Source organism: Streptomyces sp. DF42, assembly GCF_058267695.1.
On sequence record NZ_CM177859.1, the window covers coordinates 2752861 to 2767187 of the forward strand.

Below are 14327 nucleotides of genomic sequence, written 5' to 3' on the forward strand. Positions count from 1 at the left end.
CCCCGCTCCCCCACCTCGGTCACGGCATGGCTGCCCTCGCCTACGCTCCAGGCCATGGATGCCATGCGGACTCAGCAGACGGAACAGACCGAGCAGACCAAGACGCGGTCGAGGACCGCGGTGGTGACCGGCGCCGGCTCCGGCATCGGACGGGCGGTCGCCGTGGAGCTGCTGGGTGCCGGCTGGTCGGTGGCGCTGGCGGGACGGCGCCTCGGGACGCTGGAGGAGACGGCGGCGCTGGTGCCCGACGGGGCCGGCCTCCCCGTACGGACGGATGTCTCGCAGCCGGACGACGTGGCCGGGCTGTTCGCCGCCGCCGTCGACCGCTTCGGCCGGGTCGACCTGCTGTTCAACAACGCGGGGACGTTCGGTCCCGGCGGGGTGCCGGTCGAGGAACTGCCGTACGACGCCTGGCGGCATGTGGTGGACACCAACCTCAACGGGGCGTTCCTGTGCGCGCAGGCGGCCTACCGGCAGATGAAGGAACAGGACCCGCAAGGCGGACGGATCATCAACAACGGGTCTATTTCGGCCCATACGCCCCGGCCGCTCTCCGTCGCCTACACGGCGACCAAGCACGCGCTGACCGGCCTGACCAAGTCGCTGTCGCTGGACGGGCGGGCGTACAACATCGCAGTCGGGCAGATCGACATCGGCAACGCGGCGACCGACATGACCGCGCGGATGCAGACCGGGGCCCTGCAGGCCAACGGCGAGGTCGCGGTCGAGCCGGTGATGGACGTCGGCGACGTGGCGCGCACGGTGCGGCACATGGCCGAGCTGCCGCTGGAGGCGAACGTGCAGTTCGCGACGGTGTTGGCGACCGCCATGCCGTACGTGGGGCGCGGCTGACCGCGCCCGCAGACCCTCAACTCTTCAACTTGCACAACCGGAATTTGAGATTCCGTAGGATTGCAGCCGGTCGCAGGCCTATGCTCAAATCATCTGCACAAGAGCTTCACACTTGGGGAGTGCAGTTCCGTAGGCCAAACCGAGGGGGGAGACGGCAGCCGTTCCAGCGCGTCGGGTGGGGGTGGATTCCGCGTGGACCGCGGGATACGCACCGGTGCGTGGAACGGCTGCCGTTGTACGTCAGTCGGCCGCCGTGTACGTCAGTCGGCGGCCCGGCTCCCGCGTTTGACCCGCCGCCGCAGCGCCCAGACGCCGCCCGCCAGTACGGCGACCGTGCCGCCCGCGCCCTCCAGCAGCCGCCAGGCCGAGGGACCGCCGGACGCGGCACCCGCAGCGCCTGCCGCCGCCGTGACCGCCCCGTGGCTCGGCGTCACCTTCGCCCCGCCCTCGCTCAGCGGCTCGACCAGCGTGCCCACCGCCCGTGCCGAACTCCCCTTCGTGAAGCCCCAGTCGAGCAGCGCGGCCGCCTCCTCGTAGACGGCGTTGTAGCCGCTCCTCGGATGCATCACAGTGACCAGCAGAGTCCGGCCGCCGCGGGTGGCGGCACCGGTGAAGGTGTTGCCGGCGTTGCTGGTGAAACCGTTCTTGACCCCGATCAGTCCGTCGTACGTCTTCACGCCCCACGCGCCCGTGAGCAGGCGGTCGGTGTTCTGGATCTGGAAGGTCCTCTTGCCGCCGGCCGGAAAGTTCGCGGTCCTGGTGTGGCAGTACGCGCGGAAGTCGGCGTTCTTCAGGCCGTGCCGGGCGAACAGGGTGAGGTCGTAGGCCGAGGACAGCTGGCCCTTGTGGTCGAAGCCGTCGGGGCTGACGACATGGGTGTCCAGGGCCTGCAGGTCCTCGGCCTTGGCCTGCATCTCGGCGACCGTCCTCGCCACGCCGCCGTTCATGTGGGCGAGCACGTGCACGGCGTCGTTGCCGGAGCGCAGGAAGACGCCCTGCCACAACTGCTCGACGGTGTACGTGATCCCGGGCTTGACCCCGACGAGGCTGGAGCCGGCCGGGATGTCGGCCAGGTCGTCCTCGGTCACCGTGTGCCGCTCAGTGCGGTCGAACTTCCTCAGCACGGTGTCGGCGAACAGCATCTTCAGCGTGGAGGCGGGGGCCAGGCGCCGGTGCGCGGCCTGGGAAGCGAGCACCTCTCCGCTGTCGCCGTCGGCGACGAGCCAGGCGCTCGCGGTGAGTTTGCCGGGCAGGCCTGTGACGCCGCTCACTTGAATTCCCGAGCGGGCAAGTCGCGCACCGCCGACGACGGTGGCCGCGGCGGAAGCGGGAGTCGCCGCGGCGAGCGGAACGGCCGCGGCGGTCAGGCCGAGAGCGGCACGCCGGGTGAGCGGGGAAGAATCGCGCATTCCGGGACCGTACACCGCACCCAACAGGGGCTTCCTGGCAGTACGCCCGTACGGCAACCAGGGCTGTTGAGCGCTACCCCTCTCCGCGGGAACCTTTCACCGCCCGAGCAGCCGGTCGATCTCGGCCGACTGCCCGGCGGTGAGCGGGCCCTTGGCGATTGCGCCGGCGTTCTGTTCGGCCTGGGCGACCGAGCGGAACCCGGGGATCGGGATCGTGTGCGGGCTGCGTGCCCACAGCCAGGCGAGGGAGCCCTGGGCGAGGGTTCGGCCGTCGCTGGTGAGGATCTCCTTGAGCGCGTCGACGCGGGAGAGCCACTGCGGGTCGACGCCCGCGCCGTCCCCGAAGCCCTGGAGCCAGGCCGGCGGCCTGCTGCGGATGTCCCCGGCATCCGCGCTTCCCCGGCGCTTGCCCGCCAGCAACCCCATCGCGAGGGGACTGCGATTGACGCTCGCGAGCCCCGACCTCTCGCACAGCGCCAGCATGTCCGGCGCGTCCTGCAGGACGTTGAGCGCGTGCTGTACGGCCGTGCCGTGCTCCCCCTCCGCGAACACGGCGGCACGGGCCGGGTCGTCCGTGCTCCAGCCGTAGGAGCGGATCAGCCCCTCCCACACGAACTCCTCGCAGGTGTCACGGAGTTCGGCCGCACGCGCCGGGTCGAGGTCGCTGAGGTGCAGTTGGTAGAGGTCGATGTGATCGGTGTCCAGGCGCTTCAGCGACGCGGTCAGCGCACGGCGGGCGTACGCCGGGGAGTCGTCGCTGCCGGTGAGGGTGCGGGTCTCCTCGTCGAAGACGTTGCCCCACTTGGTGGCGAGCACGACGTCGTCGCGGCGCTTGCCGAGGGCCCGCCCGAGGATCCGTTCGCTGTGTCCGGCGCCGTAGGTGTCCGCCGTGTCGAAGAAGGTCACGCCGAGGTCGAGGGCGCGGCGGACCGCCCGTACGGACTCGTCGTCGTCGACCTTGCCCCAGCCGAGCGGCTGTCCGTCGGCCGCCTGCCACTCGCCGCCGATGGCCCAGCAGCCGAAGCCGAGCGCGCTTACTTCCATGCCGCCGCGTCCGAGAGTTCTGTTCGTCTCCATGGGCGAGGACGCTAGAAGCTGGAGTGCACGCGAAGGCAAGAGCCGGGGCGCGCCGGTTTACGCCTGAGCGGTCTCGAAGCGGGAGATCCTGCCGTCGTCCTCGACCTGGAAGCTCCACCGGGTCTGCATCTCGCCCCAGGTGTCGTTGCGGTAGTGGGCGAGGAGCGCGCGGCCGCCCTGCGACTCGTTGTCGACGTCCAGGTGACCGTTGGAGGAGAAGATCTCCCGGTCGATCCACTCGCTCAGATCGCGGTCGGAGCCGTCGTCCGCCATGGTCGCGTTCTCCGTGAGAAGGGCCAGGAAGCCCGAGCGGTCGTGGGCGTTGACGGCGGTGACGAAGGCGCGGACGGCCGGGTCGCTGAGTCTGGCAGGCTGAATCGTCATGCCAGCAGACTCACACCGCCCGCCGGGACCCGCCACCCGTACGGCGGCGCGGGCGGGTACGGCGGTGCGCGAGGTGCGACGGTGGACAGGCGGAGGGGGCTGTTCCTGTCGACTTGTTCCCGTTGCTCCAGGAGAAACCATGACCTCTTACGACCGGCGTGATCTGGGGTTGCTGCTGCTCCGGCTGGGTACCGGCGGCGTGCTGGCGGCGCACGGCGCGCAGAAGCTGTTCGGCTGGTTCGGCGGACACGGCATCGAGGGGACCGGCCAGTTCATGGAGTCAGTCGGCTATGCGCCCGGCCGGGCGAGCGCGACCGCGGCGGGCCTGGCGGAGACCGGCGGCGGCGCGCTGCTGGCACTGGGTCTGGCGACCCCGGCGGCGGGCGCGGCGGCGGCCGGCGCGATGGCGGGAGCGTCGGCGGTGCACGCCCCCAACGGCTTCTTCAACATGGAGGGCGGCTACGAGTACGCGGCGACCCTGGCCCTGGCCGCCACCGGCCTCGCGGTCACCGGCCCCGGCCGCCTCTCCCTCGACCACGCGCTCGGCCATGTTCTGGACCGCGGCTGGATGGTCCCGACGGCACTCGGCGCGACGGCCGGGGTCACGGCGCTGGTCGTGGGCGCGCGGAACAAGAGGCTGCGGAAGGGGAGGACCGACGAGCAGGAGGCCCTGTTCGACGAGGAGGAAGCGCTGTTCAGGGAGTGACCGGGGTGGGCAGGCTGCGCCCATGACCGACCTCTGGGCATCTGTCGACGACCTGTGGACCTGGCTGGACGAGAACCGTGCGCACGGCGGCCGGGAGGGCCTGCTGCTGCGCATGCTCAAGCTGTCGGAGGAGGTCGGCGAGGTCGCGCAGGCGGTGATCGGCGCGACCGGGCAGAATCCGCGCAAGGGTGTGACCCACACCTGGGAGGACGTCGAGGGCGAGCTCTGCGACGTCGTGATCACGGCCCTGGTCGCCCTGCGCACCCTCACACCCGACACCCGTGAGGTGTTCACCCACCATCTGGAGAGGGTCACCGCACGCTCCCTCGGGCCGTCTGCCGGCAACTGATGTTCCGACCACGGGCATGGGGTCAGGGGCCCCGGTCCCGGGTCGGTCCTCGTGGCCGCCGTCTGCACCAGGTGCCGGTGCTCGCGCTCGGGGCCGCCCGTGTCCTCCCCTGCATGCGCGAATGCGCGGGGACGAGGTGTGTGCCGTCACGTCAGGGACTTCAGATCGGCCGCACGTGCCGCACATGCCGTATGTGCCGCCGAGCCGGACCTGGGTCCGACAGGGCCGCCTCGCCCGGCAGTTGTCAATTGACGGCAGCCAGCGATGCGGTCCGCGCGACGGCCGCCGGTTTGGCCGTCACAGCCCTGCCGACCAGAGTCGCCGTGCGCGAGAGAGTCATCGTCACCGCCATGAAGATCAGGCCATCGGTCAGCGCGTCGGAGCTGATGTGGTGGTTCACGAGCCAGTGGCCGAGCTGCCGGTCGAAGATGTGGTTCGCCCCGTAGACGAAGAAGAGACGGGCGCCTATCGCCGCGGTCCACAGGGCGGCGTAGCCCATGCCCGCGTAGGAGACCGCTCGCCCGGTCGCCGGGTCGCGGTGCACCTTCATCACCGCGCCCGCCGAGAGGCCGAACAGGATGCCCACCGCGGCGCCGGCCACCTCCAGGGCGAGTCCGGAACCGCTGGACGAGGGGTGCTTGATGTACACGGGAATGATCACAGCGGACAGCAGCAGCGGCCTGGCGATCCGGAACCAGGTGATCTTGCGGCGACCCAGATCGGCTTCGAGCACGGCAATCAGCACCGCGAGGTTGACGATCCAAACGCTGGCGCCCATGAGCATCTCCTTGTGTCACTCCGGTGGTTCCGACATCCTCAAGGCTAGGAATCGGGTGCTGTCGACGCCTCAGCCTGCGGATTGAAGCCGGGTGGACGCCGGGTGGAACCGTCGGCCTCCACCCGGTCTCCACCCAGGGCCACGGCGTCGATCCGCACACCCGCGCCGCGTGCGCCGAGGCACCCGAGAAGCCCATACTCGGAAGCCCCGTGCATCGCTCCCATTCGGACAGCGACTCCGGACTGGCGCAGGTTTCCGGCCACTTGGGCACTACCGCCGGCAGTTCCGGCGCAGCGTTCTGGATTTCGAAGTGGTGGAAAGCTCTCTGGAAAGAGCGCAGCGTCTCGAAGGAGCTTGAATGCCCGCTTCAGCCCCACGATCCGCGTGGTTCGCCTGGCCGTTGCGGGCTGCGCGCGCCCTCGGCCTCGTCCTGGTCATGGCGGAGAGCCTCACCGGGCATCCGGCTCCCCCCGCCGAGGGCCGTGGACTCGCCATCGCGTTGGCGTTGTCGGTCGCCGCGCCGTGCTGGGCGTTGTGCGTCTTCGCCGAGTTGCTGGACCGACGCCTCCTGACGCTGGCGCTCGGCGGTCTGGCGGCGGGCGGCGGCCTGCTCGCCTCACTGCAACACCACGGTGTCAGCCTGGTGTTCGGCTGCATGGCCGGGTTCATGGCCGGCTACCTGCTGGAGCTGACGGCCGCCCTCGGTGTCACGGCGCTCGCCTGCCTGGGCGCGTTGTGCGGACAGCTCGCCGTGGGCGGCAACTCGGCCAAACTCGCCGTCAGTCTGTTGCTGTACTGCTGGTTCTTCTTCGCCGGGCGCGTCCGCGACGACTACTCCGCGCGCGCTCGACAGGCCGAGCAGTTACTTGCGCAGAGCGCGAGGTTGTCCATAGAGGAGGCAAGGGTGGCCGCGTTGGCCGAGCGTGCGCGGATCGCCCGGGAGATCCACGATGTGCTCGCGCATTCGATGGCTTCGCTGTCAGTGCAGTTGCAGGCCGCGTCGGCGCTGCTCGACAGTGATGGGCTGCCGAAGCATCCGGATCTCGCGACGGCGTCCACCTGCGTCAGACGGGCCGGCAGTCTTGCGCGTGAAGGGCTGATCGAGACCAGGCGCGCCATCCACGCCCTGCGTGAGGACCATGAGGACGACGCCCAGCAACTACCGGCGCTGCTCGCCACGTTGGCGGAGGAGTACAAGGACGCCGACGGCTCGGCCGCGACCCTGGCGGTCACGGGCGACGTCAAGGCGTTGCCCGCGCAGGCCGGGCTGGCGCTGTTGCGTACGGCTCAGGAGGCGTTGACCAACGTCCGTAAGCACGCGCCGGACGCGCCGGTGTCGATCACCCTGGACTATCAGGACACCGAGACGAGACTCACGGTGACCAATCCGGCATCCGACGCGGCGGCACCGCTGGCCGACACCGGCGCGGGCTACGGCCTGACCGGGTTGCGCGAGCGCGCCGAGCTGGCCGGCGGGCAGCTCAGCGCGGGCCCGCTGGACGGCGGCTGGCAGCTTACGGCGAGGATTCCGTCATGAGTGTGCAGAGCAGTGTCCAGAGCGCAGGGGTGCCCATCCGGATCGTGATCGCCGACGATCAGACCGCTGTCCGCGAGGGTTTGGGGCTGCTGCTCGGCCTGCTGCCCGACATCGATGTGGTGGCCCAGGTCGGCGACGGCGACGCGGCGATCGAGGCGGTCGCCCGGCACGCGCCGCAGGTGGTGTTGATGGATCTGCACATGCCGCGCCGCGACGGAATCGAGGCCACCAGGGCGATCCGCGCCGACCATCCGGATGTGCAGGTGGTCATCCTGACCACCTACGACGATGACGCGTCGATCCTGCACGCCCTGCAGGCCGGGGCGCTGGGCTTTCTGACCAAGGACGCCACCCAGGCCGAGATCGGCCGCGCCCTGGCGGCCGCTGCCGCGGGCCAGGCCATCCTCGACCCGACCGTGCAGACCCGACTGCTGGCCGCTGCCGCCGGCGGCCCCCTGCTGTCACAGGACCCGGGCGGCCTGACCGCGCGCGAGACCGACGTACTGCGGCTGATCGTGCAGGGACAGACCAACCGCGAGATCGCGCACACCCTGTTCGTCACGGAAGCCACCGTGAAGACGCACATCAACCGCATCTTCGCCAAGACCGGAAGCCGGGACAGAGCCGCCGCGGTCCACTACGCCTACTCCCGAGGCATCGCGGAGCGGCCCCCGTCGGGATGACCGTGGCCGCCGTCGGCATGACTGGCCTCCATCGGACCGACTGGCCGCCTCCATGCGCATGACCGACCCGCATCGGGATGACCCCGGTCATCAGAATTGCTGTCCGCGGTCGGCACGCCCCGGACCACCCGCGCGCCGGCATACGCGGCAGGCGTTGCCGTACACGTACGTAGTGACTGCCTCATTTCACGGATGCGGGCCCCGGGTGACACGGCGTACCGTCACGGAACCTGTGCGCCGCACGCGCCCAGCATGCCCGCTCGGAGACTTCCGGCGGACTACTTCGACCTCACGGGGATTCACATGCGTATACGTGCCACGTCGGTAGCCCTTCAGGGCGTCATCGCTCTGTCCGCGCTCTCCCTTCCGGCGGCCGCTCAGGCAGCGGAGCGTCCGGGTACGGCGGCGAGCCTCGGCTCCTTCGCCGCCCACGACGCCCACCCCAACACCTCTCTGGGCAACATGAAGTTCCGCGATCCCGTCATCAACGGCGGCAAGGACATCGTTCTGGGCGCCACCACCGAGAGATCCGTCACCGTGACGTACACGGCCACCAGTTCGAGCGGCGTCGCCCTCACAGAAGCCTTCCTCTGGCAGGGCACGGACAGCTCGAGCACAGACACCATCACCGGATCGCTGGGCACCGACGACGACCCCGCCTGCAACGAGTCGACGACCCAGACCGGTGTCTACGCGTGCAAGGCCGTCTTCCACATCCACGCCGCCTCCGACCTGAAGAACAACGGTGTCGCAGGGACCTGGAAGCTGTTTCTCGGCGGATACGACCTCTACGCCAACGCCAGCTACAACGACGACGTCGCCACCACCCGGATCAAGAAGGCGTCCCAGCTGACCGCCAACGCCGCCCCGGAGCCGGTGAAGAAGGGCAGGACCATCACGGTCACAGGAAGCCTGAAGCGGGCCAACTGGAACAACGGCACCTACGCCGGATACGCAAACCAGGGGGTGCTGCTCCAGTACCGCAAGAAGGGAAGCAGCACCTACACCACCCTCAAGAAGGTCACGAGTAGCACGGGCGGCGCGCTCAAGACCACCACCACCGCCACCGCTGACGGGTACTACCGCTTCTCCTTCACCACCAACCTCACCACCGCCGCCTCGACAGCGGCCGGTGACTACGTCGACGTCCACTGACCCGCGCCTCGGGGACCGTCAAAGCACGCCCTGTCTCACTCCGGGCGGTGGCAGAGCGTTGTCGGTGCCGCTGACGCTTGCATGCGAGATGCCAACGCGCCGGTGAGTACGGTGTTTCGGGGCCGGCCCCCATGACCATCGAGGATGGGGCCGACGAGAGGATGCGGCCGACGAACGGGCAGCGGGTCTGGTGCTGCGGGCTCGGACCGAGTCCCGAGGGACTTTCCGCCGCCTGACGTGGCAAGCCCCCGAAGGACCGGAAAGGGCCCACCCGCCTCTACCGCCACCGCGTCCGCATCCTCCTCGAAGCGCTGGAGGACGAGCTGCGCACGGACCACACCGAGCAGCTCACCGTCCCTGTCGGCGAACAGCTCGGGGCGAAGCTGACCATCGAGCACGTCATGCCGCAGAGCTGGCGCGACAACCGGCCTCCCCTCGACGACGATCCCTCCGAGGGCGCCGACCGCGACGAACTGGTTCACACCCTCGGCAACCTGACCTTGGTCACAGCCCGCCTGAATCCCGCGCTGGGCAACATGGCCTGGGACGACAAACGGAAGTGGCTCAGCGAGCACAGCCTCCTTCGACTCACCCACGGCACGCTGCTCAATCCGCCGCCGACCGCCGAGATCAACGGCTGGGCCACTGCCTGGAACGAGCATCGCATCAACGCACGAGGCGCCCGTCTCGCATCGCTGGCTCTGAGTATCTGGCCGCTGGCAGACCAGCTGCTCGCCGCCCCGGTGACACCGGGGCTCGACAGCAGGTGACGTGGGCAGCGCGCTGCAAATCCAGCAGCGTGGTGCTCGCTGCCGTCCCATAGTTGTGGCCAGAACGAGACGGCCTCTCGGCCTGATCGGCTAGCTTGTCGTTCACCCGATGCGCCGGCTTTCGCCGGACGGACCCGACCCGAGGACAGACGTGCAGACGACTCCGCTCAGCCCGGAAGATCCGGCTCAGATCGGCGGCTTCGAGTTGCTGGGCCGGATCGGGCAGGGCGGGATGGGGCAGGTGTATCTCGGTGAGTCGCCCGGGGGCGAGCCCGCCGCGGTGAAGGTCATCAAACCGTCGGTCGTCGACTCAACCTCCCGACTTCGCTTCACGCAGGAGATCGACATCCTGAAGACGGTCTGGGGCGCACGAATCGCTCAGCTCCTCGATGCGGACGCGAACGCTGAGCAGCCGTGGCTGGCGACCGAGTACGTGGAGGGACCGGACCTCGGCAAACACGTGATGACGCACGGCCCGCTGCCCCCGCTGCTCGTCCTCTCGCTCGGCGCGACCATCGCCGAGGGCCTGGGCTATGTGCACAAGCAGGGTCTGCTGCACCGCGACCTGAAGCCCGCGAACATCTTGCTCGGGCCGAACGGCCCCAAGATCATCGACTTCGGTCTCGCCGTCTTCGCCGAGTCGAGCGCCTCCCTCACCGCTGCCAACACCGTCGTCGGTACCCCGTCGTGCATGCCGCCCGAGCAGGCCAACGGCGAGAAGCCGCTGACGAGCGCCGTCGACGTGTACGCACTCGGGACGGTGCTGCTGTTCGCCGCGACGGGGCATCTGCCGTACCAGGCGAACAACATCCATGTCCTCTTCCACATGGTGACCGATCCCGCGACGGTTCCCGATCTGACCGGCGCCCCTGTCGAGCTGGTCCCTCTGCTGACGTCCATGCTGTCCCACCAGGCTCAAGCCCGGCCCACGGTCACCGAGGTCGTCCAGCAGTGCCGCGCCCTGGTCGAGGCGCAGGGGATGAAGCTCGCCCAGGCTCGCCGGCGGCTCACGACCTACACCGCCGCGCCGCCGCAGGAGTTCCTCACCCTGCTGCCGACAGCGGTGTCGGAAAGCGTCGTACCTGCGACCCCGGCCCCGTCCGACCCGGTGGCACTGCCCGGTGACGAGGCACGGGCCGCGCTCCCGGACGAGCCCACTTCGGAGGCCGAGCCCACCCTGCTGCTGACATCGCCGCACCAGACATCGCCGGCCGGGCCGCCCGCCCCGTCCGAGCCGACGGTCCTGGTGCCGCGAAGCGCACACGACGAGCAGGACATACAGGACCAGAAGGAGCCGGGGGGCGCGCAGGACGGGCCTCGGCGTGCGCGTGGCACCGGTCGGCCCCCCGCTCGCTCCCTGCGCCACTCCGCGCAGGCCAAGCGCACGGCCCAGCAGCTGCGCGAGGCCTACGCGGCGGGGGCCTCGTTCTGACCCTCACGGCGCGCACGCGCGTCACCGGGGCACCACGTCACACCTCGCCAGACCCCGACCCGCGATCTCCCCGCTCCGCGAGCCCTTGACCTGCGGGTCTGTCCCAGTGAGGGTGGTTCACGCGCTTTGCCGCCCATACGGCACAGTGGAGCGGTACAACAGCGTGAGCGGCACGTCGGTCCACGCCGGGCGGCGACCGCGACAACAGCACAGCACGACGGACATGGGAGGCAACGGGTGACCGCCCAGCAGAGCAGCACCGCACCGGTGGGTTCCGGGGAGGACCAGTTTCCGGCAGGCGCGCAGGTCTTCGTGCGCGACGAGGTGTGGCTCGTGCGGAACTCCGTGCGCACCGAGCACGACGGCGCGAAGGTCGACGTCGTCGGCGTGTCCGACTTCGTACGGGACCAGGAGGCGGTGTTCTTCACCGGCCTGGACACCATCGAGCTGATCGACGCCCGCCGCACGAAGCTGGTCCGGGACGAGTCGTCGAACTTCCGGCGCTCCCGTCTCTTCCTGGAGGCGGTCCTGCGCAAGACCGCGCTCCCCCAGTCCGAGCGCCGGCTGGCCCTCGCCGACTCGTTCCTCCTCGACTCTCTCCCCTACCAGCGCCGCCCCGCCGAGCTGGCCCTGTCGGGCAGCAACCTGCGTCCGCGGCTGCTGATCGCCGACGTGGTCGGTCTGGGCAAGACCCTGGAGATCGGTCTGACGCTGGCCGAGCTGATCCGGCGGGGGCGTGGCGAGCGGATCCTGGTGGTCACCCCGCAGCACGTCCTGGAGCAGTTCCAGCACGAGCTGTGGACCCGCTTCGCCATCCCACTCGTACGCCTGGACTCGGTGGGCATCGAGCGGATCCAGCGGGAGATCCCGGCAGGCCGCAACCCGTTCACGTACTTCAAGCGGGTCATCGTCTCGATCGACACCCTGAAGAACACGGACCAGTACAAGCATCACCTGGAGCGCATCAACTGGGACGCGGTCGTCATCGACGAGTCGCACAACCTGATCAACCGCGGCTCCCTGCGCAACCAGCTCGCGCAGATCCTCGCCCCGCGCACGGACGCCCTGATCCTGGCCTCGGCGACCCCGCACAACGGTGACGCGAAGTCGTTCGCGGAGCTGATCAGTCTCCTCGACCCGGCGGCGATCCGCGATCCGGAGCACTACCGCGCGGAGGACATCGAGCACCTCTTCATCCGCCGTACGAAGGTCAGTCCCGAGGTTCGCGAGCAGATGAAGGGCCAGTGGGCGGACCGCGGCCCCTCCCGGTCGGTGCGGTGTGCGGCCACGCCCGCCGAGGAGAAGATCTTCGAGGAGCTGGCGACGGTCTGGCTGCCCGGCGAGAACGGCACCTCGGTGAGCGGCGTTCCCCTCTTCCCCTACACGCTGCTGAAGTCGTTCCTGTCCTCGCACGCGGCGCTGAAGGCGACGGTGGCCGCGCGTATCAAGACGCTGGAGAAGAAGGACGACCCGACGGCGACCCGTGCCGAACTCGCCGCGCTGCGCACGCTCCAGGAGCTGGTGGTGCCGCTGACGGAGGCTGACTCCGCGAAGTTCGCGGCGCTGGTCGAGCAGTTGAAGGCGATCGGTGTCGGCCCGAAGTCGGACGCGCGGGTGGTGGTCTTCTCCGAGCGGGTGCAGACCCTGGAGTGGCTGCGTACGGTCCTTCCGGCCGCGCTCGGTTTCCGGGGCCGGGCGGCCGAGGAGTCGACGCGGGTGATGCACGGCGGGCTGTCGGACGAGCAGCAGATGCAGTGCGTGGAGGACTTCGGCCTGGCGGACGCACCTGTACGCGTCCTGCTGACCGGTGATGTGGCGTCCGAGGGCGTCAACCTGCACCGCCAGTGCCACCAGCTGGTCCACTACGACGTGCCGTGGTCGCTGATCCGCATCGAGCAGCGCAACGGCCGTATCGACCGCTACGGGCAGGCGCACCAGCCGCAGTTCCACGCGCTGATCCTCACCAGTGAGGTGGAGGGGGCGAAGGACGACACGGTGGTGGCGGAGCGGCTGCTGGAGCGGGAGGACCAGGCGCACCGGGCGCTGGGCACGGCCGAGGCGGTGACGGGCCTGTACCGGGCGGAGGCCGAGGAGAAGTCCCTCATCCAGGATCTGCTGCGCGGCCGTACGGTGGACGAGTCGCTGGACTCGCGCCGGGCGGAGGCCGAGGCGGACGCGGCCATGGACGACTTCCTCGCGGACTTCTTCGGTTCGGTGGGCGACGCCGAACCGGGCACGGAGGACGCCGATCCGCAGGACGCCGATCCGCAGGACGCGGATCCGCGGGACGCCGACGGGAACGGTGCCGGAGCGGCGACGCCGGGCGGTACGGACGCGAGCACGGGCAACGCGGCGGTGCCCCGCCTGTTCACGTCGACCGCCGAGTTCTTGGACGAGGCGCTGCGCGAGGTGTTCCCCGACGCGACCACCAGCCTGGACCTGCACCGGGACAACGAGTCGGGCCTGCTGTCCTTCCGCCCGCCCACCGACCTGGTGCACCGCCTCAAGGCGCTCCCGCTGGACTACGTGCGCGAACAGCGCCTGCGCGAGCGGCTGTTGGTGACCTTCAACCGCCGGCTCGCCGACCATTCCCTGAAGCGGGCCCGCGAGTCGTCCACGTCCAGCTGGCCGGAGATCTCCCTGCTCACGGATCTGCATCCGGTGGTGGAGTGGCTCACGGACAAGGTCCTGGTCCGCCTGGGCCGCCAGGAGGCCCTGATCGTCACGGCCGACGTGCCCGAGCCCACGTACCTCGTACAGGGCGTCTACTCCAATGCGTTGGGACGGCCGACCGTCGTCAAGTGGATGGGCGTCACGCGGGGCGGCACGGTCGAGGACGACATGGTGGGGCTGCTGCGCCGCTCCGGGGTCGGTCCGACCATGGCCAACCCGATGCGCCACAGCGAACCGGCGACCGTGCTGGAGGCCGGCATCACCGACGCCCTGGCCGCCGCCGAGCGTTTCCTCGACCGGCACCGCGACGCCTGGGACGAGCCGCTGCGCAAGCCGATCGACGACTACAAGGCCCGCCTGGGCGACTGGGAGCAGCCCACCCTCGCCGGGGAGCGGACGAAGAAGTCGCTCGCCTCGCTCGCGGACTCGCTGCTGACCACCGGCCGCCCGCTGCTACGGGTCCTCGCCGTCCTGGTCCCCGACCCGGAGGCGTCCGCGCCGGCGCCGTCCACGGCCTGAGCC

At 70.2% G+C, this 14327-nt stretch carries 13 protein-coding genes; 9 read left to right on the forward strand and 4 right to left on the reverse strand.

What is annotated here, in order from left to right:
- Positions 1 to 63: 63 nt before the first annotated feature.
- On the forward strand, positions 64 to 852 hold the full coding sequence (locus tag ACYUED_RS12595) for an SDR family oxidoreductase (RefSeq protein WP_491294222.1): 789 nt from the start codon (positions 64 to 66) through the stop codon (positions 850 to 852).
- 260 nt (positions 853 to 1112) lie between these two features.
- Here ACYUED_RS12595 and ACYUED_RS12600 read toward each other — a convergent pair whose 3' ends face one another.
- From ACYUED_RS12600 to ACYUED_RS12610, 3 genes are all read right to left on the reverse strand, one after another.
- Positions 1113 to 2261 (reverse strand): D-alanyl-D-alanine carboxypeptidase family protein, encoded by a 1149-nt coding sequence (locus ACYUED_RS12600; protein ID WP_491292372.1) that lies wholly within the window; start codon positions 2259 to 2261, stop codon positions 1113 to 1115.
- A gap of 96 nt (positions 2262 to 2357) precedes the next feature.
- Positions 2358 to 3338: an aldo/keto reductase gene (locus tag ACYUED_RS12605; protein WP_491292373.1), complete on the reverse strand. Its 981-nt coding sequence runs from the start codon at positions 3336 to 3338 to the stop codon at positions 2358 to 2360.
- A gap of 57 nt (positions 3339 to 3395) precedes the next feature.
- Positions 3396 to 3722 carry a nuclear transport factor 2 family protein gene (locus ACYUED_RS12610; RefSeq protein ID WP_491292374.1) on the reverse strand — a complete coding sequence of 109 codons (327 nt, stop codon included), beginning with the start codon at positions 3720 to 3722 and terminating at the stop codon, positions 3396 to 3398.
- A 139-nt stretch (positions 3723 to 3861) separates the two neighbouring features.
- On the opposite strand from ACYUED_RS12610, the gene ACYUED_RS12615 reads away from it, so the two are divergent.
- Both ACYUED_RS12615 and ACYUED_RS12620 read left to right on the forward strand, forming a co-directional pair.
- Positions 3862 to 4428, forward strand: coding sequence for a DoxX family membrane protein (locus ACYUED_RS12615; RefSeq protein WP_491292375.1), 567 nt, complete (start codon positions 3862 to 3864; stop codon positions 4426 to 4428).
- Between the two features lie 22 nt (positions 4429 to 4450).
- Positions 4451 to 4777 (forward strand): MazG-like family protein, encoded by a 327-nt coding sequence (locus ACYUED_RS12620; RefSeq protein WP_491292376.1) that lies wholly within the window; start codon positions 4451 to 4453, stop codon positions 4775 to 4777.
- Positions 4778 to 5021: 244 nt separating this feature from the next.
- Here ACYUED_RS12620 and ACYUED_RS12625 read toward each other — a convergent pair whose 3' ends face one another.
- On the reverse strand, positions 5022 to 5555 hold the full coding sequence (locus ACYUED_RS12625; protein WP_491292378.1) for a hypothetical protein: 534 nt from the start codon (positions 5553 to 5555) through the stop codon (positions 5022 to 5024).
- A 358-nt stretch (positions 5556 to 5913) separates the two neighbouring features.
- On the opposite strand from ACYUED_RS12625, the gene ACYUED_RS12630 reads away from it, so the two are divergent.
- The 6 genes from ACYUED_RS12630 to ACYUED_RS12655 all read left to right on the forward strand — a co-directional run bounded on the left by ACYUED_RS12630 (position 5914) and on the right by ACYUED_RS12655 (position 14324).
- Positions 5914 to 7092 (forward strand): sensor histidine kinase, encoded by a 1179-nt coding sequence (locus tag ACYUED_RS12630; protein WP_491292379.1) that lies wholly within the window; start codon positions 5914 to 5916, stop codon positions 7090 to 7092.
- A complete protein-coding gene (locus tag ACYUED_RS12635) occupies positions 7089 to 7775 on the forward strand; it encodes a response regulator transcription factor (RefSeq protein WP_491292380.1) in 687 nt (228 codons plus the stop codon). Before ACYUED_RS12630 ends, ACYUED_RS12635 begins: the two co-directional genes overlap by 4 nt.
- A gap of 303 nt (positions 7776 to 8078) precedes the next feature.
- On the forward strand, positions 8079 to 8930 hold the full coding sequence (locus ACYUED_RS12640) for a hypothetical protein (RefSeq protein ID WP_491292381.1): 852 nt from the start codon (positions 8079 to 8081) through the stop codon (positions 8928 to 8930).
- Positions 8931 to 9226: 296 nt separating this feature from the next.
- Positions 9227 to 9700, forward strand: coding sequence for an HNH endonuclease family protein (locus ACYUED_RS12645; RefSeq protein ID WP_491294223.1), 474 nt, complete (start codon positions 9227 to 9229; stop codon positions 9698 to 9700).
- 151 nt (positions 9701 to 9851) lie between these two features.
- Positions 9852 to 11132, forward strand: a complete 1281-nt coding sequence (locus tag ACYUED_RS12650; protein WP_491292383.1) for a serine/threonine protein kinase — start codon at positions 9852 to 9854, stop codon at positions 11130 to 11132.
- A gap of 237 nt (positions 11133 to 11369) precedes the next feature.
- Entirely contained in the window at positions 11370 to 14324 is a 2955-nt protein-coding gene (locus ACYUED_RS12655) for a DEAD/DEAH box helicase (protein WP_491292384.1), read from the forward strand.
- The last annotated feature ends 3 nt before the right edge of the window (positions 14325 to 14327 follow it).

What these genes read in the sequence shown, in the direction of transcription:
- ACYUED_RS12595 (WP_491294222.1), top strand. Translation starts at nt 64, where the DNA reads ATGCGGACTCAGCAGACGGAACAGACCGAGCAGACCAAGACGCGGTCG.
- ACYUED_RS12600 (WP_491292372.1), bottom strand. Translation starts at nt 2,261, where the DNA reads ATGCGCGATTCTTCCCCGCTCACCCGGCGTGCCGCTCTCGGCCTGACC.
- ACYUED_RS12605 (WP_491292373.1), bottom strand. Translation starts at nt 3,338, where the DNA reads ATGGAGACGAACAGAACTCTCGGACGCGGCGGCATGGAAGTAAGCGCG.
- ACYUED_RS12610 (WP_491292374.1), bottom strand. Translation starts at nt 3,722, where the DNA reads ATGACGATTCAGCCTGCCAGACTCAGCGACCCGGCCGTCCGCGCCTTC.
- ACYUED_RS12615 (WP_491292375.1), top strand. Translation starts at nt 3,862, where the DNA reads ATGACCTCTTACGACCGGCGTGATCTGGGGTTGCTGCTGCTCCGGCTG.
- ACYUED_RS12620 (WP_491292376.1), top strand. Translation starts at nt 4,451, where the DNA reads ATGACCGACCTCTGGGCATCTGTCGACGACCTGTGGACCTGGCTGGAC.
- ACYUED_RS12625 (WP_491292378.1), bottom strand. Translation starts at nt 5,555, where the DNA reads ATGGGCGCCAGCGTTTGGATCGTCAACCTCGCGGTGCTGATTGCCGTG.
- ACYUED_RS12630 (WP_491292379.1), top strand. Translation starts at nt 5,914, where the DNA reads ATGCCCGCTTCAGCCCCACGATCCGCGTGGTTCGCCTGGCCGTTGCGG.
- ACYUED_RS12635 (WP_491292380.1), top strand. Translation starts at nt 7,089, where the DNA reads ATGAGTGTGCAGAGCAGTGTCCAGAGCGCAGGGGTGCCCATCCGGATC.
- ACYUED_RS12640 (WP_491292381.1), top strand. Translation starts at nt 8,079, where the DNA reads ATGCGTATACGTGCCACGTCGGTAGCCCTTCAGGGCGTCATCGCTCTG.